Source organism: Psychrobacter sp. Ps6, assembly GCF_022129235.1.
GTDB lineage: Bacteria > Pseudomonadota > Gammaproteobacteria > Pseudomonadales > Moraxellaceae > Psychrobacter.
The window spans coordinates 18,828-38,767 of record NZ_JADQAI010000005.1; the positions used below are offsets into that span (position 1 = coordinate 18,828).

Here is a 19,940-nt window from a genome sequence, read left to right on the forward strand (position 1 = left end):
GTCATTAGTAATATATAAATAAAAAGGGCAGACGTGATCATCGCGTCTGCCCTCATTATTATTTGTTGATTCTATTTAACATTATATGAGCTTATTACTATTTATTTGGTCAGCTCGATTGTACCATTGGCAGTGACTGAGATAGTGCTGTTACCAGACTCAAAGCTTTGGCTTGGTACTGACTCGTCTGCCATTCCTGATTTCATGCTCATAGCGCTATACATTGGACGTGGATAGTTGCTACCGGTATTCAAATTAACATTCACGACGCGATAGCCGCGTGCATCCCAAGCACGAGTTAGGCTCTTCGCTTGCTGCTGAAAAGCGCGAGATGCTTCGGTCATTAGTTTTTGCTCTAGCGCATCTTTTTTGGTATCTGAGACGCCAAAGTTAAGATTGTCCATGACTAAGGTTTCTTGTAGATCCGCAATCAGCTGACTGGTTGCTGCAAAGTCTGTACTTTTCAAGTCTATGCTTGCTTGACCTGTCCAGCCAATGATTTTGTCGTTTTTGTCATAGCGTGGATAGGTACGCTGCTGCCCGGTGCTCACAGTCACGCTTGGGTAGCGCTTGGCAATTTTCATGGCATTATTGATTGACGTGTTGAGCATTGTCGCTAATGTTTTAGCGTCAGTTGCTTGTGCTTTTTTATATAAGCTGGCACGTACTTCATCGTTTTGGATTTCTTCTTTTATTTCTGTCTGAAACGTCAGTTGGTCGTAGCCTGTTGGCTCTGCGTGGGCGCTGCCCATCATTGCAGTCATTAAACAAACCGTACCAGAGGCGAGTGCCGCTTTATTCAGTAGAGCATTTTTCATTATTATCTCCTAAATTAGTTTTCATATGAATGTTTTTAAAATCCATTTTCATATGGGAAGCTGTGCATCTCATTTTCTAAATGCGGACATGTGTGCAACTTCATTCACTAAAATAGCAAAATCTGTATAAGTTGCTGTGAGAATTTTGTGAGCTAGGTTACTGGGTTATTTTTCGATTAAAACAAACAGTTTTGAGATAGGGGTTGTAAAGTTAAAAAATCCTTGTATAATCTCATCCGGTGGCTCCATTGGTAGCCTCGCAACATTGTTCTATGAATCCCGCCAGGACCGGAAGGTAGCAACGGTAATAGATTTGATGTGTGCCGAGGATGTGCTGATGGAGTCGCTTTTTTTTGTCTAAAATTTGATAGATATTCTAATAAAGTACCCAATATATTGGTATTCTGTATTAAGCCCTTCATTGTAAAGGGCTTTTTTTGTCTCAATTTTTATTCGGTTTCTTATTTAAATTAAAAGCTTCATTGATTAATATGCGTTAAAATACAATGTATTAACGTTTATTAACATTCTGGATACTTTGAGGTTTGGTTATGAAGATGTTTGTTTGGTTGTTCATTGTATTTGTGGTGCTAATCGTTATATTTGGGGTGTCCATATTTAATAAATTGGTACGTGCACGTAATCAAGCAAAGAACGGCTTTGCGCAGATAGATGTGCAACTCAAACGTCGCCATGATTTGATTCCAAATCTCGTCGAAACAGCCAAGCGTTATCTGACTCACGAGGAAGAGACACTGACAAGAGTTATTAGCGCACGCAATCATGCTCAAAATCTACAAGATTCGCATAAGCATCAGCCAGACTCACAAGAGCACATGGCACTATTTGCCAAAGCAGAAGGCATGTTGTCCAAAGCGTTGAGTCAGTTTTCGGCAGTGGTAGAAGCCTATCCTGAGCTCAAAGCGGACAGTATGCTCAAAGAGTTGATGGATGAGCTGACCAACACAGAAAATCGCATCGGTTTTGCTCGTCAGCATTATAATGATAGCGTGATGTTCTACAACAATGATCGTGAAGTGTTTCCTAACAATCTTGTCAGTACGACTTTTGGCTTTCGTCCGCTTAGTCCTTTGGTATTCGCAGACAGAGATGCCATTGCCAAAGCACCAAATGTTAATCTGGGCTAGGATTTAGATAAATTTGGCCAATGTTAGGTAGCCCAGTTGATGGATTTTTTTGGTGAACAGCGGGTACGTACACGGCGCAGTCTATTACTCTATGGACTGTTTTTTCTGATTGTGCTTGCTCATATGGCGGTGGCACTGGCTATCATGGGACTGCTGTTAACGATATTCACGGGTGGTATATATCATTGGGTGTTGATACTCGTCATTCTCTTTATATTAGGCAGTTTCGTTGGTGGGAGTTTTTTAGAATATCGGCGCTTGAGAGCGGGTGGTCGCGCTATTGCTCAGCGAGTAGGGGCAGTCAGACTATTTATTGATAACAGTCAGGCACCATGGGAGCACAGTCATGGGGTTGCGCATCAACATCAAACCAAAGAGAAAGTTCACTATAGCTCACGTCATATAGCCGTACGCGATGAGCGCGACTTTCCACCTGTCTATCGTCGTTATTATGAAATTGCCCATCAGTTAGCGATTGCGGCAGGTTTGAGTACACCGATTTTATATGTATTGCCTAATGAGCAAGGTATTAATGGCTTCGTCGCGGGTCGTCATAGCCAAGATATGGTACTTGTCGTCACCCAAGGTGCGCTAGATAAGCTGTCTGATGAGGCGCTATACGGGCTAATTGGTCATGAGTATGGTCATATATTGCATGGTGATGCCACGTTCAATCTACAGCTGATGGTGGTATTAGCTGGGCTACAGATATTATATGATTGGAGCGATTCAATTCCTAACAGTCGCCATCTTGATAATACAATTGCCACCGATATTCCTTTTTCACAGAGACAAGTTGACAGTCGTGCACGCAGTATAGAGGCACAGACCGCCCGTTTTACCACGCACAGTGAGTGGGTTGCGTACTGGCAGACACAATCACAGCAACAGCAGGCCTCAGCTAAACGTGAGTCTCGGTGGGTGCAAAGCAGACCTGCGATTGATCGTCAAGCACCCCGTAGTGTCTGGACATTACTGCTCCATGGTCTAAGTTTCTCAAGTATGGCAAGTGCGCAGTTGATTAAGCATAGCTTTAATCGTGAGCGTGAGTTACTTGCTGATGCAACCAGCGTGCAGTTAACGCGCTCGCCTGCGATCATAGAAACTTTAAAAGCTATTCACCAAGATTCACTTGGCTCACGATTATCGAGTATTGCTGATATCAACGGACTCAGCCATTTTTTCTTTGCCAGTAGTGGCGCGGACTTGGGTGATGTGTCTTGGTTTGCCACTCATCCAAGCTTGACAGAGCGTATGAGTGCCATTAATGCTGATGCCTATCGCAAGTTTGCCGTACAAGTCGCTAAAGAAAAGCGCATCAATCAGCAGAAAATAAAAGAAATATATCGGCAGCGTCGCTCAGGAAACTGGGGAGGTATTACAGAAAATAGCCTAAGTGAAAATTCACAGAAAAAGTCTCAATTACCGCATCAATCATTATTCAATATTGATATAGAAGAAGACCATAAGCAGACCGCTACTCTTGATAAAGCTACAAATAACAGTGAGAGCCAGACAGATGAAGGTCTTGAGTTCACTAAAGAGGTAGATACAATTATCGATGGTCGCTTGCAGGTAGAAATAGCACCTATAGATACCGATAATTTGCTGAAGCCTTGGCAGGCCAAACCTGACGCTGACCTGCCAAAAGATACACTGATTGAAGCGAGCGATATTCAAAAGGTGTCACTCCCGCAATATATACTCGATCATATTTATCATCCACTTGGTGCGCAAGCGCTAATAGAAGCAGTAATGCTTTGCCATCAAAGCCGACCGCTGTCAACAAATGCACTATATGGTTTGGCAGATATTTGGGGTGAGGGCTTTTCTATTGAAAGTGACACTACTAGTCATCAGCAAGTATTACCGCATAGGATAGATGCTAAGCTACTGACCATAGTGGCCAATTTGGATAGACGTTTGGACAGTGCTTTGATTGTATTTGCATTAGCCCAGTTACGTCGACATGACTTATCTGAAATACATATCAAAAAATTAAAGCTTAAAAGTGACAGCGAACACAGTCACGAAAGCGATCAGTACTATAAAAAACAAGCAGAATGCCGTACGATGTTGTTGCGTTATCAACAAGGCATAGTTGAGTTGTTTAACCAACAGATGACATCTGATTTAACCAAAAGCTTAGCTTGTGATTCTGCAGATCAAAAAATATCGAGTGATCGCTCTCACTCAGCAGCGAATTCATTCAATCATTCATTAGCTGTAGAGAGGAAAAAATCACCCATACTGTCACTCTGGCAAGCATTACAATTACAGCAGTTACTACCGATATTGTCTGAGGTTGTACGCGATACGGATGCGCAAACTCTATCCTCACAGACACTCAAAACTGGTATAGAAGGAATGAAGGTACAGCTAGATCCTTCAGGGCAAGTATTTGAAGCACTGAGCGATGCTCAGATGTCGATGGTGGTTCTACTGGCTTATCGCCTATCAAAAGACGCTAAAGGTCAGATGATCTCAATGTATGAGCGCTCATTATTGAGTGAAGGTGATGAGAGTGTGGCGCATTACATTGTAGATTTAAGACGTCATGCGCGTTTGGTTGATATTGATTTGACGACAGTGAGCGATGTCAACTTGCAATGGTTGTTATTAACGGCACAACACTTAAATAGTATTCAGTTATTAGCGATTATTGCTATGGTTCCTACGTCTACTAATCATTCTATCAAGCGCCCAATAAATACTTTGGATAGTAGTAATTATCCAGAGAGACAACAGGATGGTAGTCAAATAGATTATAATGACGATAGCACGGTAAGATATGCTCATCATGAGTATCGACAATGGCTAAGTACATTGCATACCGTGATGTTACACGATACGATAATCAGCCAAGATGAATATGATTGCCTGCTCGCAATGTCAGAGCGCTGGCTAGGCGTTCGGCAGCTTTTTTGATAAGAACTACCAAAACCCTCTAGAAAACTATATATACAACATAATTAGGATAGTAGAGTCGTATGAGTGATATCCAAGACCCGCTAAGTGTATTGCAGCGCCGTGTGCAGCAACGCCAAATCCTAGCGATGATGGGTATCAATCAATGGGTGCGGCCTGAGTCAAATACCGTAAATATAGCGGATATCATGATAGATTCGGTTGAGCACTCAAATACTGTCTCTACTGATACTGAATCCGCAAATAATGAACCCGCGAGCGCTGGAGCCATCGCTGAAACCATAGAGACAGTCGATCAGCCGACCCGTGGTTATGATACGAATGACTTTTATAGCAGTGACCATGACAATGTGAATAACGATGCTCATGGTCTAGGTATTCATGAACAGGCAGCCACTGAGCAAAGCCCAGTCACCTATAGTTTTGATAGTGTGAGCAATGAGGCATCTGCTAATTCAAATGTAACTCGTCTTCACAATAGTCCAGATATCGAATCAAACCAAACCGCCGCATTTTTTATAGATGAAGCAGTGCAGTCAACAACTGCGCCTATTGCGTCACATCAATTGTCTCAAAGCAGTCATAATAGTGATAGTGTAAACGACGACAGCTTGAAAAAGGTAGCACCATTTAGCTTACAAGGTGGACGCTATGGTGACTGGGTGATATTGGTTGATATTCAAGCACTTAATAGTGATAGCCAAAAGCTATGGAATAATATCACTCAAGCACTCTCAATGACTCATGAGACGACCTCATTCCCAATTTGTGCCGGTATGGACACAGTAGAGCTTGCCAATGCCAGCCTTGCTGGATATGTCTTTAGAATTGGTCTGCGCGAAGAGATAAAAGTTGCTGCTTTAACAGTACTACCTGAAGGTCTTCAGCACCCCAACCTTATGACTGTGCCTACATTAGACGACATGATTGCAGATAGTGATGCTAAACGTCAGCTGTGGGAGCGCATATCTCATTGAGCTATATTAAAACTGATATTGATGTAAATTTTTTTATCAACAAACTGAAATAAAGGTCGCTTCTTTATTTCATCATACCTAGGACTGTGATCATGTCTACAACCCAAACGTCTACACCCACTGCTAATAATAGTACCCCGCATCGTCTGCCAAACTTCTGTGCTGGTCCTGCCACGATGCCAACATCCGTATTGGAGCGTGCTCAGAGCGAATTGCTCGACTGGCAAGGTCGCGGCCTATCGGTCATGGAAGTCAGTCACCGTAGCAAAGAGTACATGGCGATCACTGACAAAGCAGAAGCTAAGCTACGCACGCTTATGGAGATCCCAGATAACTATAAAGTGCTATTTTTACAAGGCGGCGCTAGCTTGCAGTTTTCTGCGATTCCATTGAACCTACTAAATGGTGGACGCGGCGATTATTTGACGACGGGTGCATGGTCAGGTAAGGCGATTAAAGAAGCTCAGCGCTATGAAGCACTTGGTCTGGGTAAGATAAACTTGGTTGCGACTGGTAAAGAGGACAACTTTACGACTGTACCTGCCCAAAGTGATTGGAATGTGAGTGACGATGCCGCTTATTTTCACTACTGTGCCAATGAGACTATTCATGGCCTACAGATATTCGAGCCACCACAAGTAGAGGCGCCAATCATTGCTGATATGTCATCGTGTATCTTGTCACAGCCGATAGACGTGTCTAAATTTGGCATGATCTACGCGGGCGCTCAAAAAAACATTGGTCCTGCAGGTTTGGTCATTGCAATCATCCGTGATGATCTGTTGGGGCAGGCAAGTGAGTGGTGCCCCATGCTACTGAATTATGAGCACCAAGCAGATAAAGAATCTATGTCTAACACGCCCGCGACGTACTCTTGGTACTTAGCAGGACTGGTATTTGATTGGTTGGAAGAGCAGGGCGGTGTGGCTGCTATTGGCAAAATCAACCAGCAAAAAGCAGATCTGCTCTACAAAACAATTGACGACAGCCCTTTTTATAACAACCCAGTCGATCCTCAATATCGCTCTATCATGAACGTGCCATTTACTTTAGCGGATAGTAGCCTTGATAAAGTGTTCTTAGAAGAGTCAGAAAAAGCTGGTTTGCTCAATCTAAAAGGCCATCGCGATGTGGGCGGTATGCGAGCCAGTATTTACAACGCCGTACCACTTGAGTGGGTACAGCAATTAGTCGACTTTATGATAGCGTTCGAAAAAAAGCATGCATAAGTCATAATAGCCTTTAAAATAAAAGACGCCGCTTTTACAAGTTGCGTCTTTTTTTATGAGTATATTTATCGATGCGTAGTTTTAGGAAGAAGCGTTCAATATCTGCTGCCATTACATCTAATACTGATGGATGTCGCACTGATGCCGCGTAACATAGCAAACCATTAGGTTAAAAAACCTAAGTTTGTTATGATAAAATTTTGCTATATCGCTATTTTGCCGTCAGCGCTTAATTTTTGATACTCGCATTGGTTAGCATAGAGGTTTGTTATAACGTTATGATGAAAAAAAATGCCCTGCTAAAAGCTTTTTTGCTAGCCATCACCGTCAGCTGGATACCGAGCAGTATTGCTGCACCTATCACAACGACAGCGCTTGGGCACAATAGCCCGACTGAGTACATTAATGCACCTTATATGCCCTATGCCAATCCAAAAGCGCCGTCAGGTGGTACGCTGTCGCTAGATACCCGCGGTACGTTCAACAGTGCTAATAAATGGATGACGACGGGTGTGGCGATGATCGGTACGGATTATCTGTATGATACTTTGATGACGGGCTCATTAAATGAAGCGTTTACCATGTATCCACAGCTGGCAAACAAGGTAACCTATGATCCAGAAGATACGAGCTGGATTGTCTATCACATCAACCCTGCCGCCCGTTTTTGGGATGGGACACCTGTGACCAGTCATGATGTCAAAGCGACTTTTGATGCAATATTGAATAAAGGTCCGATGTATATTCGCAGCTATTTGGGTGATATCAAGGACATTCAAATTATTGACGAGCAGCAAGTCAAATTTGTCTTTGCCTCTGCTGAGAACAAAGAAATCCTACTGACGGTTGGTCAGTTTCCTGTTTTTGCAAAATCCTCAATCGATACAGATTTTGAAAAGATCAGTCTGACACCCTTGATGGGTAGTGGGCCTTATAAGCTGGGACGCGTCGATGCAGGGCGTTCGGTGAGCTACATACGTGATCCCAATTACTGGGGTCGTGATTTGATGGTCAATCGTGGTCGCTACAATTTTGACATGATTAAGTTCGTTTATTATCAAAGTGATGAGATTGCCTTTGAAGGATTTAAATCTGGTCAATACCGTTTTCGCCCTGAAAACAAAGCATCAAATTGGGTGAGTGGTTATAATTTCCCTGCAGTGAAAGCAGGTCTTATCAAAAAAGAGACCATAACCAGTCAAAATCCAGTACCAATGCAGGCGTTGGTAATGAACTTGCGCCGCCCAATCTTTCAGGACATACGGGTGCGCCAAGCACTGACGGCTGTTTATGATTTTGAGTGGATGAATAAAACTTTGTTTTACGGGCAGTATGAGCGATTGCAGAGTTTCTTTCACGGGTCGGAGCTTGCGGCAACTGGTACACCGTCTAGTGAAGAGATGCAGGTGTTAACGCCTTTATTGTCTGAGCTTGAACCGATTCAGCGTAAAGCCGTCTTAGCAGAATGGCAGCTACCCACCAGTGATGGCAATGGCTTTAATCGACAAGGCTTACTAAAAGCGCGGCAGTTATTGTTAGATGCTGGATTTTATTATGATGATATGAAGCTATATCAGCCGAATGGTCAGCCTGCCCAAATTGAGATTTTGATGACAGGCGAGACCATGGGCCGTGTCTTGTTGCCTTATATTCGTAATTTAAAACGCTTAGGATTTGAGGCAACCTTGCGCCAAGTGGATGGGCCGCAATATTATGAGCGAACGCGCCGTTTTGATTATGATATGGTCGTCGATGTGTTTGCCCAAAGTCTGTCCCCTGGTGCTGAGCAGGCTGCATTTTGGGGTAGTGCGGCGGCTGATGAGCCTGGCAATCACAACAGTGCTGGTATCAAAAATGTAGCCATCGATCAGGTGGTTGCTGATCTTGGGAATGCCAAAAATCGTGACGAAATTGTGTTATATACGCAGGTGCTTGATCGGTTGTTGCGAGCGGGTCATTATGTCGTACCATTATATGGCAAGTCTGGCACCAATGTTGCTTATTGGGATCAATACCGTCATACAGACACATTACCGACCAACGCCGTCGGCATCGATTACTGGTGGGTGGATAAAGAGGCAGAAGGACGCATCAACAAATATTTGAAGCAGTAAGCAATACCTTTTGACAGGATCTGGTTTAGTAATAGCTGACTGTCAAACGTATAAGCTGTCACCACGCAGTAAAAACGAGAAGTAAAATCAAAGCGAAATAATTCAAAATAACGAGCAAAAAAATAACTACTGGTAAGGATTTGACATGAGTATCCGTATTCACCCCATTAAAGCGTTTAATGATAATTATATTTGGACCTTAATTAATGAAAATAATAAGCAGGCGATCGTCATTGATCCAGGTCAAGCCCAGCCAGTTATCGATTATCTAGAGACGCATGGACTAGAGCTAACCTCGATTTGGACCACGCATCATCATCATGATCATATTGGTGGTGTGGCAGAATTGCAGGAGTCGTATCCAATGACTCATCTGGTTGCACATAGTGAGCATGGGGTTGATGAGGATCAAACCATCAAAGATGGCAGCACAGTGAGCGCATGGGGCTGCTCTGCACAAGTCTGGGATGTATCAGGACACACCGCCAGCCACATGGCTTATATCTTAGATATCGATGGGCAAAAACACTGCTTCTGCGGTGATACTCTATTTAGTGCAGGTTGTGGACGTGTTTTTACTGGTACGATCGAGCAGTTACATGATAGTTTTAAACGTCTAAATGAATTGCCTAATGAGACACTACTGTATCCTGCGCACGAGTATACGGCTAGTAACCTACGCTTTGGATTGTCTATCGAGCCTGACAACGAGGCAATGCAACAAGCACTAGCGCAAGCTGAGGCACAAACTGCACAAGGTGCGCCGACACTGCCAGTGACGCTAGAGCATGAGCGTGCGATAAACGTGTTTTTGCGAACCCAAGGGCCAAGTGTGATTGCAGGGGTTAAATCAAAAGTAACTATCGACGATGAGAAATCTTTGGCAGTATTTGCAGCGTTACGCGAGCTGAAAAATAATTTTTAATGCAAGTTTTTAATACATAGATGTGTTTGTGTAGACCTTTAGCACGAAAGAATATACTGCTGTAGTCATCGCCCTCTCTCTTTATTTAGGAAGTCGCCATTATGGGTCGTTATATCTTAAAAAGACTACTACTGATATTACCGACACTATTTTTGATATTGCTTGCCAACTTTGTAATCGTACAAGCGGCACCAGGCGGACCTGTTGAGCAGCAGCTTGCCCTTATTGAGCAGGGCGCAAAAGATAACGCGCTTGGTGGTAATATTGGCGCGGGTAGTGCAGGTGGCAATGACAGCACTTATCAAGGAACGCGCGGTCTCTCTGAGGAAATGGTCGCTGCTATTAATGCCCAGTACGGCTTTGATAAATCGGCACCAGAACGATTTTGGCTCATGTTAAAAAATTACGCTCAGCTAGATTTCGGTGAGTCGTTTTTTAAAGGGCAATCGGTGACGGATCTGATTGTGGAGAAGCTACCAGTTTCGATATCACTTGGGCTTTGGAGTACGCTGCTCATTTATCTGATCGCCATTCCATTAGGGGTATATAAAGCGATGCATCATGGCTCAGGTATTGATAAATTCACTGCTATGCTGCTGGCTACCGGACATGCGATACCTGTGTTTGTGTTTGCAGTGATTTTATTGGTATTTTTTGCAGGTGGCACCTACTGGAATATTTTCCCGCTACAGGGACTAACGTCCGAAAATTTTGACCAGCTCAGCGCGCTTGGTAAGGTTAAAGATTATTTTTGGCACTTGGCACTACCGTTGCTCGCCAGTACCGTAGGTGGTTTTGCGGGCCTAACATACTTGACCAAATTTAGCTTTTTAGAAGAGCTAGGCAGGCAGTATGTATTGACCGCTCGCGCAAAGGGACTGGGTGAGCGTCAGGTGTTGTATGGTCATGTATTTCGCAATGCCATGTTAATTATCATCGCAGGTATCCCAGCCGCTATCGTTGGTATCTTCTTTGCCGGTAACTTTTTGATTGAGATTATCTTTAAACTAGATGGTTTGGGATTGTTAGGTTTTGAGGCCATTCAGCAACGCGACTATCCAGTGATATTTGGCACGCTATTTATCTTTACCTTAGTGGGGCTGCTACTGCAATTAATCAGCGACTTAAGCTATCACTTAATTGATCCCCGTATTGATTTTGAGGGGCGCTAATGTCAAGTAATCAATCTTCATCAAAGAGCAGTCCTATTAATAGCGAACCAGATAAAGCGCCAATGCTTGAGCAGCTATCTACCACAAAAAAGCAACGATTGAACCCTATATGGCAAGCCAGACTCAATCGCTTTCGCCAAAATCGTCTTGGGGTGATATCGCTGTTTGTTTTTGCGGTGATATTTGTCATTTGCATGGCGGCCAATGTCATCGCCAACGACAAGCCACTGATAGTGCAGTATCAAGGCGATTATTACTTTCCGGTATTAGAGGCCTATCCTGAAACAACGTTTGGTGGCGTGTTCGAAACCGAAACCAATTATAAAGACCCTGCAGTACAGTCACTGATTGATGAGCAAGGCTATTATGTGATGCCGCCTATTCCGTTTGCTGATCAGACACCAAATGTCGAGCTTGGTCTACCTTATCCAGCGGCTCCAAACGCTCAGAACTGGCTTGGTACTGATGATATGGGTCGCGATGTGCTCGCAAGGATACTTTATGGTATGCGCGTCTCATTGCTGTTTGGTCTGGCGCTGACGCTCGCTGGTGCTCTCATCGGGATTATTGTCGGTGCAATACAAGGTTATTACGGCGGCTGGGTAGATCTGGCTGGGCAGCGCTTTATGGAAGTATGGGGCGGCATGCCTCAGCTGTTTATGATTATTATTTTGGTCAGTCTGTTTAGTCCCAGTATTACTATGTTATTTGCTATGATGCTGTTATTCGGCTGGATGGGTCTGGTCGGTTTGGTAAGAGCAGAATTCTTACGTGCCCGTAATTTTGACTATGTGCGTGCCGCGCGTAATCTTGGTGTTTCGGACAGCCAGATTATGCTCAGGCATATTTTACCCAATGCATTGGCCTCAAGCTTGTCGCAGCTACCGTTTATCTTAACGGCCAATATCATTGCGTTGACCGCGCTGGATTTTTTGGGATATGGGTTGCCGCCTGGCTCACCGTCTTTAGGTGAGCTGATGGTACAAGGAAAAAATAACCTTGATGCCCCTTGGCTGGCCTTGTCAGGATTCTTTAGTTTGACCTTTATTTTGTCATTGCTCATCTTCGTCGGCGAAGCACTGCGTGATGCGTTTGATCCGAGGCGCTCTTGATATGACCGAAAATATTATGGCTACCGAGCAATACAACGCGCCAAATGAAAGTCTTAATCGCGCGCAAAACAAGCTCATGCTGACAGTAGATAGCCTAAGTATTACAACTGCTACAGGCATCCAGCTGGTTGATGCGCTGTCTTATGAGCTAAGACAAAGGCAAACTTTGGCTATCGTTGGTGAGTCAGGATCTGGCAAATCGATTGCCAGTCTTGCGTTACTAGGTCTGCTACCAGAGAGTTTGACGATTAGGGGTGAGGTTCAGTTAGCAAGCGCAGCAGGCATGTCTCAACTACCGATAGCCAATGACAAATCGCGTAATGCCGCATTACGTGCTATTCGTGGGCAGCGGATCGGTATGGTGTTTCAAGAGCCGATGACAGCGCTGAATCCGCTACATACGGTCGCTAAACAAATTGCTGAGTCGCTGCGTTTAAGCGGCGTACCCAAAAAGCAATGGCGAGACACCAGCATTGCCTTGCTAAATGATGTCAATATCACCGATCCTGCTGACAAGTTGAATCGTTATCCACATGAGTTATCAGGTGGTCAGCGTCAGCGAGTAATGATTGCGATGGCATTGGCTCAGCAGCCTGATATCTTGATCGCTGATGAACCGACGACTGCACTTGATGTGACATTACAGCATGAGATTTTAGCGCTACTGAATGAACTCAAACACCAGCATAATATGGCGATGATATTAATCAGCCACGATCTCAATCTGGTTAGGCGTTATAGTGATGAGATCATCGTGATGCGCCAAGGCCAGACGATTGAGCAGGGTCAAACGTCGGCGGTATTTAATCAGCCTAAAGCCGACTATACGCGTACCCTTATCAAGCAAGACTTTGGCCAAGCGTTAGTTATAGCAGACGATAACGTAGATAAACAATCAAGCGTACTAGAAGTGAGTAATCTTAAAGTGCAATTCCCAATTGAAAAAAGCCTATTTGGGGGCACCAAGCGCTGGTTCGATGCGCTCAAAGATGTCGATATGACACTGCAAAAAGGACAGGCACTGGGTATCGTCGGTGAGTCTGGCTCTGGAAAAACCACCATTGCATTGGCACTTAGTCAATTGCTAAGCAATCAAGCACTTGTGAGTGGACAGATAGTGGTCAACGGGCAAGACATCTCGGCATTATCCAAAAAAGCGCTACGTAACTTTCGCTCGCAGATCCAAATGGTATTTCAAGATCCATTTGCCAGTATTAACCCTCGTATGACAGTCATGCAAATCGTGGAAGAAGGATTGTTGGTACAAGGCGTGAATAAGGCTGCTCGTCAGCAGGCGGTGATGGAGAGTTTGGCTACCGTCCATTTGCCTTTAGCATTCGCGCAGCGTTATCCGCATGAGCTGTCCGGCGGTCAACGTCAACGTGTGGCATTGGCGCGTGCACTCATTATGAAGCCGAGCTTACTCATATTGGATGAGCCTACCTCTGCGCTCGATAGCACCACGCAGGTGACGGTTGTTAGTTTATTACGTGAAATACAACAAAAGCTGCAAATAAGTTATGTCTTTATCAGTCATGATCTCAAAGTAGTACGCGCACTATGTCAGCATATTATGGTACTAAAACAAGGCGCTTGCGTGGAGTCTGGGCGTACCGAAGATATCTTTAGTCGCCCTCAGCATCCCTATGCCAAGCAGTTATTAAAGGCGAGCAGTACACAATAATAGCGACATACCAAAAAAGGCAGTGGTACAATCATGCTAGACAGTGGTTTGCTTTATTCAAACATCTTTGCTGTACATATACTTATCTACTTTGCTATTGGCAAACGCTCATTAGCCTTTATCAACTGACTAGAATTATTGTTATCGCGGTTAAAATCATCATTGAAAAGGATTTTTGTACCCATGAAAAAACAAAACAGTATTACTAAATTAGTAAAGAACAACAGCTTGCAGCATGCTGGTTATTTGGCAGTGGCTAAGACACGCGCTAAAGTACTCAAAGCAGTCTCTTACGTGATACCTATCAGAAGACCGATGTTATTTGTAGGTGAGTCCGCTTGCAATGAGCTATGCGACATGCTCATCAACGAAGGTAATACCAATGTCTTTATTGTCACTGATGCGGTACTAAACAAACTCGGTATCCCTGCAAAAGTCACTGATTATCTAGATGCAAAAAACATCAGCTATCATGTCTATGATGGCATTACACCAGACCCTACTTTTAACGTAGTCGAAGAAGGACTGCGCCAATCTATAGCAGCAAATTGCGACTCTATTATTGCCATTGGCGGTGGCTCAGTGATCGATGCTGCCAAAATGATCGCTATGTCTCAAGGCAATAAATGCAAGCCTCAGCAACTGATCGGTATCCTTAAAGCAAGAAAGCCATCGGCGCCATTATATTGCGTGCCTACAACAGCCGGTACTGGCTCAGAGGCAACCCTTGGTGCAGTGATATCTGATGATAAAACACACCAAAAAGCATTGTCTATTGATCCAAGAATGGTGCCGCTCGCCGCAGCGATTGATCCCGTTATTATGAAAGGTATGCCAGCACATATCACCGCTGATACGGGAATTGACGTGTTGACCCATGCATTAGAAGCCTGGATGAGTGCCAATGCCAGTGTGGAGACGGATTACTATGCGGCCTCTGCCGTCAAATCGGTCATGCATTACCTGCCGCTAGCTTACAAAGACGGCGGCAATCTAAAAGCAAGAGAAGAGATGGGAATTGCCGCTCATTATGGTGGTATCGCCTTTAACAAAGCAGGCTTGGGTTATGTGCATGCTATTGCTCACCAATTAGGTGCCTACTATAGCATTCCTCATGGTCGTGCTAATGCGATCGTGTTGCCTTATGTGCTTGATGTTAATCGTAAAGCAAGCAAGCAGAGACTGGCCGCACTGGCAAAAAGAACGGGTATGGTAGCAGACGGCCAAGCTGGTCATGGCGATAAAGAAATAGCAAATCATCTCATTGAACAAGTCAGAGCGCTTATTGCAGATCTAAATATTGATCCGACCGTTAGCGGTATGCAGGCCAGTGACTTTGATGATATTGCAAAAGCAGCAGCGAAAGAAGTCAGTGATACTTATGCCGTACCAACCTATCTCTCAGCAGCTGAAATTAAGGAAATCTTAACAAAAATTAAGCAAGTAAGTGATGAGTGCGCTGATAAAGACACTCAGAAAGCATCATAACTTTTTGCTTGTACTGACAGACTTATGATAGACAAAAAAGCCTATAACTCTTTTGAGGATAGGCTTTTTTAACGCGTTTAAAAAAATATAAGATCTTGAAATAAAATGGTTTATCTCTATATATTAACTATACTAAAGCCTTTGTCATAATCAAACCATCGTTTAATTTATCTTGTGCTACGACTTAATTAATAAAAAATAACTTAATAAATTGTAAATATATAACAATACAGGAATGTTGTAGTGATACATAAGCGTTACGATGGTTAAATGATATTACGTTTGGGAGATTTTTATGAATCGCACATTATCGTCTAAAGTTATGGGACTGGTTATCGTAGCGAGTAGTGCCCTTTATGTAGGCTGCGCGTCTACCGACAATAGCACTACTGTAAAAAATGCAGATGCTGCTAATCCCTATGCACCGACAACCCCAGGACTGGCAGTTGCTACAGTGGCTGGCGGGTGTTTTTGGTGTGTCGAAGCAGGTTACGAGAAAATCCCAGGCGTCGTAGAAGTGGTGTCTGGCTATACGGGTGGCAATACCGAAAACCCAACCTACAAAGAAGTGTCGGCAGGTGGTACGGGTCATACGGAAGCGGCGCAAGTGTATTATGATCCTACGAAAATTACTTACAATGGTATCGTACAAGCATTATGGAGAATCGCTGACCCCACTGATGATCAAGGACAATATGTCGATCGTGGCACACAGTATCGTCCAGCTATTTTTTATAACAATGCGCAAGAAAAGAAAATAGCAGAAGCTGCCAAGCAATCATTACAAGACTCTGGGGTATATGACAAACCAGTCGTAATTGAGATTGTTCCTGCCGGCAAGTTCTATCCTGCCGAAGAGTATCATCAGGATTATTATAAAAAGAATCCGATACGTTATAAGGCTTACACATTTAATTCTGGCCGCTATCAGTTTATAGAAAGTGTGTACGGCAAAGACTATGAGCTTGATTTTAGTCAGTTCAAGCCGACTGCAGATAGTGCACAGCCAGTTACATCCAGTCAAACGCCAAACAGTAAAGCAAGTACAGGGTTTAACCCAGATACCTTTGTCAAACCATCGCAGGATGAACTAAAAAAATCGCTTACTGATATCCAGTATAAAGTCACTCAAAAAGATGGTACCGAGCGCGCCTTTAATAATGAGTATTGGGATAATAAAGCGCCTGGATTGTATGTAGACGTCGTATCTGGTGAGCCACTATTTTCTTCTCGTGATAAATACAAGTCTGGCACGGGTTGGCCGAGCTTCACTCGTCCATTGAACACGAATATGGTGGTAGAAAAAGCAGATCGCGGTATCTTTGGGACACGTACTGAGATTCGTAGTCGTTACGCAGACTCACATGTGGGCCATGTATTTGATGACGGTCCAGCACCAACAGGTAAGCGCTATTGCATGAACTCAGCGGCATTGCGCTTTATTCCACTTGCACAGATGGAAGCTGCTGGTTACGGTCAATGGATAGATGAGGTCAAACCAGTGAGCTAGCATTGATTTGCTAAAACTTGAAATATTACTTTATATAGTTAAAAAAAAGGACGCATATAATGCGTCCTTTTTGTTTGGTTTTTATTTAACATAGCCTAAGCCATTAACAGTTTAAAACGCTGGTTGGCGCTTAGGGACGGCACCCAAAAATTCATTCCGAGCTTGATTATTATGCTGATACTCACCAAGCATCGCGGTACTACGCGTGGTTGAGTGCTGTTTGCTGACACCGCGCATCATCATACACATGTGCGAGGCATCCATGACTACTGCTACACCGCGACAGCCGGTAACATCCATGATGGTTTGTGCAATCTGCTCACTCAGGTTTTCTTGTATTTGCAGACGACGGGCAAACATATCGACAATGCGGGCAAACTTCGACAGTCCCAGTACTTGACCATCAGGCAGGTAGCCAATATGAGCGACACCATGGAACGGTAGCATATGATGCTCGCACAGTGAATAAAACTCAATGTTCTGTACCAGTACTAGCTCACGATTGGCTGATGGAAAGACAGCATCATTGACCACTTCTTCAATGCTTTGATGATAGCCTTTGGTCAGGTGAGCGAAAGCCTTTGCCGCACGTACAGGCGTGTCTAATAAACCAGGACGATCTAAGTCTTCGCCAGTCGAACCAATCAGTTGGCGATAGGATTCGGTACTTTCTTTATAATCTGGGGTTATTATTGGGGTGTTACTCATAAGTTTGGCAGCCATCCAAAATGTGGGTGTAGCTTAACGTTGAATCCTATCATGTCAGGATTCTTATAAAATTGTGCAAGCTGGGAAGGGCTGTGATTATACTCGAAATCTGCTGAACTTCATACTGCTGTGGTGAGTAGTTCAGAGTTTAGTCATTATAGGACTGTTATAGATACAATTAGAACGGTGACAATGATGATATTTCATTAGTATTATTGCGACACTAATGATAGTAACCAAGTACAGTTTACGACTGTTTACTTAAACTAATTCGTGTATAATAAGTCATCTTTTGATTTGCATCATTTCATGACGCGTCACTTTCTAATTACTCTAAATAAACCTATATTCTAAATCATCTCGATTGATTCAAAAGGAAATCTTATGCTATTGCAAGGACAACGATTTGTCGTAACTGGCATCGCAAGTAAACTCTCTATCGCTTGGGCTATCGCAGAAGCACTGCATCGTGAAGGTGCCTCACTGATCTTGACTTATCCGAACGATAAAATCAAAAAGCGTGTGGACATGGCTGCCGAACAGTTCGAAGCGGATTTGGTACTAGAATGTGATGTCGCCTCTGATGAGTCTATTGCTGCTTGTTTTGAGCAAGTAACCGCCCATTGGGGTGATGGTATTGATGGTGTGGTACACGCCATTGGTTTTGCACCGATGGATCAGCTAGATGGTGACTTTGTGAATGCCACCACGCGTGAAGGCAGCCACATCGCGCACGATATCTCTAGCTACAGCTTCGTTGCATTGGCAAAAGCCGCTCGTGAGTTGCTGGCAATGCGTCATGGTTCTATGCTGACTTTGACTTATGAAGGCAGTATCTCAGTATTGCCAAACTACAATGTCATGGGTATGGCAAAAGCCAGTCTTGAAGCCAGCGTGCGCTACTTAGCGACTTCTATGGGCGGCGAAGGTATTCGTGTCAATGCGATCTCAGCAGGTCCAATTCGCACGCTAGCTGCTAGTGGCATTAAATCATTCCGCAAAATGCTCGATATCAGCGAAAAAATCGCGCCACTACAACGTAATGTCAATCAGATGGAAGTAGGCAACGCAGCACTATTCCTATTATCTCCGTGGGCATCTGGTATCACGGGTGAGATTATGTTTGTTGATGCAGGCTTTAATACCGTCGCTATCAGTGAGCAGTTGATGATGCTTGATGAGCCAGCGCAATAATCATTTAACTATCTTTTGCGTTGATGGTCATTATGAATGATTTGCTCAACTATTGAAAAGGCAGCCAATTGGCTGCCTTTTCTCGTGATACTATGAGTCTTTTTGTCAATGTGCCTTTAGGTGACCAATATGATAACCAAGTTACCAAGGTGGATATTGTGGGGTGGGGCGGTATTGGCATTTAGCGCCGGCTGCGTGAACACAACCGCATTAATGGGATTTGCTAACTTATCGGTCTCGCATGTCACTGGTAATGTCAGCTTATTTGCAGCAGCTATCGCTTACTCAGATTCTCGCAGTATTTTGTATATAGGTGCGCTACTATTGTCTATTTTGTCAGGGGCAATACTAAGCGGTTTTGTCATTGGACAGACATCCTCAACACTAGGCCGTCGTTACAGGTGTGCGCTATATTTTGAAGCAGCATTTATATATAACTATGTCTCCAATCACTTGCCAGAACAAAGAGAACCAAAACTAAAAAAGCGCTCATCATCATGACAAGCGCTTCTTATTTTTGCTGTTAATGCTAGATAACTGGCTTTATCTGCCGTTCTACCATCTTTTATTTTGTGCCTTCTTCTTGATGATCTTCATGCTCATGCATACCTTGCATCATATCTAGCGCTGAGTCGTCAGTACGCTGTTGATCTTCTTTGGCCAGACCATCTTGATTAATGTCTTTTGGCGCCATTTTTGTGGTTGCATCGGTTTTATTTGCATCTGTCATAGTATCATTCCTCTTGTTTTTATTGATGATTATCTATCTAACCTTACAATTATGTGGTATCAGTTTTTACTTGTATAGCGCTAATTAATGAATTTTTGCAAGCTTTGTGTAATTTACCAAGCGGAATATTCATAAGAAGCAGAAAGCCACTTCTAAATTATAAAATAAAGTTAGGAGTTTACTATTGTTAATAAATCAAGCGG

15 protein-coding genes, 1 other RNA gene and 1 pseudogene are annotated in these 19,940 nt (G+C 43.6%); 14 read left to right on the top strand and 3 right to left on the bottom strand.

The genetic code is table 11. From position 1 onward, the window contains the following. Positions 1 to 101: 101 nt before the first annotated feature. Positions 102 to 818, bottom strand: a complete 717-nt coding sequence (locus tag I3255_RS07285; RefSeq protein ID WP_238038235.1) for an SIMPL domain-containing protein — start codon at positions 816 to 818, stop codon at positions 102 to 104. Positions 819 to 1,064: 246 nt separating this feature from the next. Between I3255_RS07285 and ffs the strand changes: the two genes are divergently transcribed. The 12 genes from ffs (at position 1,065) to msrB (ending at position 17,105) form a co-directional block, all read left to right on the top strand. After that, positions 1,065 to 1,161: signal recognition particle sRNA small type (ffs, locus tag I3255_RS07290), an RNA gene on the top strand. A 208-nt stretch (positions 1,162 to 1,369) separates the two neighbouring features. Then, the gene (locus tag I3255_RS07295) at positions 1,370 to 1,966 is read left to right on the top strand and encodes a LemA family protein (protein ID WP_238038236.1); all 597 of its coding nucleotides are present in this window, start codon (positions 1,370 to 1,372) and stop codon (positions 1,964 to 1,966) included. Positions 1,967 to 2,005: 39 nt separating this feature from the next. Next, positions 2,006 to 4,894, top strand: a complete 2,889-nt coding sequence (locus I3255_RS07300) for a M48 family metalloprotease (RefSeq protein ID WP_238038415.1) — start codon at positions 2,006 to 2,008, stop codon at positions 4,892 to 4,894. Positions 4,895 to 4,956: 62 nt separating this feature from the next. Further along, the gene (locus tag I3255_RS07305) at positions 4,957 to 5,871 is read left to right on the top strand and encodes a DNA polymerase III subunit psi (protein WP_238038237.1); all 915 of its coding nucleotides are present in this window, start codon (positions 4,957 to 4,959) and stop codon (positions 5,869 to 5,871) included. Between the two features lie 92 nt (positions 5,872 to 5,963). After that, positions 5,964 to 7,100, top strand: a complete 1,137-nt coding sequence (gene serC / locus I3255_RS07310; protein ID WP_238038238.1) for a 3-phosphoserine/phosphohydroxythreonine transaminase — start codon at positions 5,964 to 5,966, stop codon at positions 7,098 to 7,100. Between the two features lie 281 nt (positions 7,101 to 7,381). Further along, positions 7,382 to 9,214 (top strand): extracellular solute-binding protein, encoded by a 1,833-nt coding sequence (locus I3255_RS07315; protein WP_238038416.1) that lies wholly within the window; start codon positions 7,382 to 7,384, stop codon positions 9,212 to 9,214. A 145-nt stretch (positions 9,215 to 9,359) separates the two neighbouring features. Continuing rightward, positions 9,360 to 10,139 (top strand): hydroxyacylglutathione hydrolase, encoded by a 780-nt coding sequence (gloB, locus tag I3255_RS07320; RefSeq protein WP_238038239.1) that lies wholly within the window; start codon positions 9,360 to 9,362, stop codon positions 10,137 to 10,139. A gap of 101 nt (positions 10,140 to 10,240) precedes the next feature. Then, positions 10,241 to 11,311, top strand: a complete 1,071-nt coding sequence (gene yejB / locus I3255_RS07325; protein WP_238038240.1) for a microcin C ABC transporter permease YejB — start codon at positions 10,241 to 10,243, stop codon at positions 11,309 to 11,311. Positions 11,312 to 11,409: 98 nt separating this feature from the next. Further along, entirely contained in the window at positions 11,410 to 12,423 is a 1,014-nt protein-coding gene (locus tag I3255_RS07330; protein ID WP_238038417.1) for an ABC transporter permease, read from the top strand. 16 nt (positions 12,424 to 12,439) lie between these two features. After that, positions 12,440 to 14,107 carry a dipeptide ABC transporter ATP-binding protein gene (locus tag I3255_RS07335; protein WP_238038418.1) on the top strand — a complete coding sequence of 556 codons (1,668 nt, stop codon included), beginning with the start codon at positions 12,440 to 12,442 and terminating at the stop codon, positions 14,105 to 14,107. Between the two features lie 183 nt (positions 14,108 to 14,290). Beyond that, on the top strand, positions 14,291 to 15,595 hold the full coding sequence (locus tag I3255_RS07340) for an iron-containing alcohol dehydrogenase (RefSeq protein WP_238038241.1): 1,305 nt from the start codon (positions 14,291 to 14,293) through the stop codon (positions 15,593 to 15,595). Positions 15,596 to 15,890: 295 nt separating this feature from the next. Continuing rightward, complete coding sequence (gene msrB, locus I3255_RS07345) at positions 15,891 to 17,105, top strand: peptide-methionine (R)-S-oxide reductase MsrB (protein WP_238038242.1); 1,215 nt, start codon at positions 15,891 to 15,893, stop codon at positions 17,103 to 17,105. A 111-nt stretch (positions 17,106 to 17,216) separates the two neighbouring features. Here the strand turns inward: msrB and folE are convergent, their stop codons facing one another. Beyond that, on the bottom strand, positions 17,217 to 17,813 hold the full coding sequence (gene folE / locus I3255_RS07350; RefSeq protein ID WP_238038243.1) for a GTP cyclohydrolase I FolE: 597 nt from the start codon (positions 17,811 to 17,813) through the stop codon (positions 17,217 to 17,219). A 384-nt stretch (positions 17,814 to 18,197) separates the two neighbouring features. Here folE and I3255_RS07355 point away from each other — a divergent pair, with 384 nt between their 5' ends. Together I3255_RS07355 and I3255_RS07360 are read left to right on the top strand one after the other, a co-directional pair. Beyond that, the gene (locus I3255_RS07355) at positions 18,198 to 19,007 is read left to right on the top strand and encodes an enoyl-ACP reductase (RefSeq protein ID WP_165596971.1); all 810 of its coding nucleotides are present in this window, start codon (positions 18,198 to 18,200) and stop codon (positions 19,005 to 19,007) included. Positions 19,008 to 19,136: 129 nt separating this feature from the next. After that, positions 19,137 to 19,439: pseudogene (locus tag I3255_RS07360) on the top strand (DUF1275 family protein); the annotation flags it as partial. 133 nt (positions 19,440 to 19,572) lie between these two features. On the opposite strand, the gene I3255_RS07365 reads toward I3255_RS07360, so the two are convergent. Next, positions 19,573 to 19,737, bottom strand: a complete 165-nt coding sequence (locus tag I3255_RS07365; RefSeq protein ID WP_201598769.1) for a hypothetical protein — start codon at positions 19,735 to 19,737, stop codon at positions 19,573 to 19,575. Positions 19,738 to 19,940: the final 203 nt, after the last annotated feature.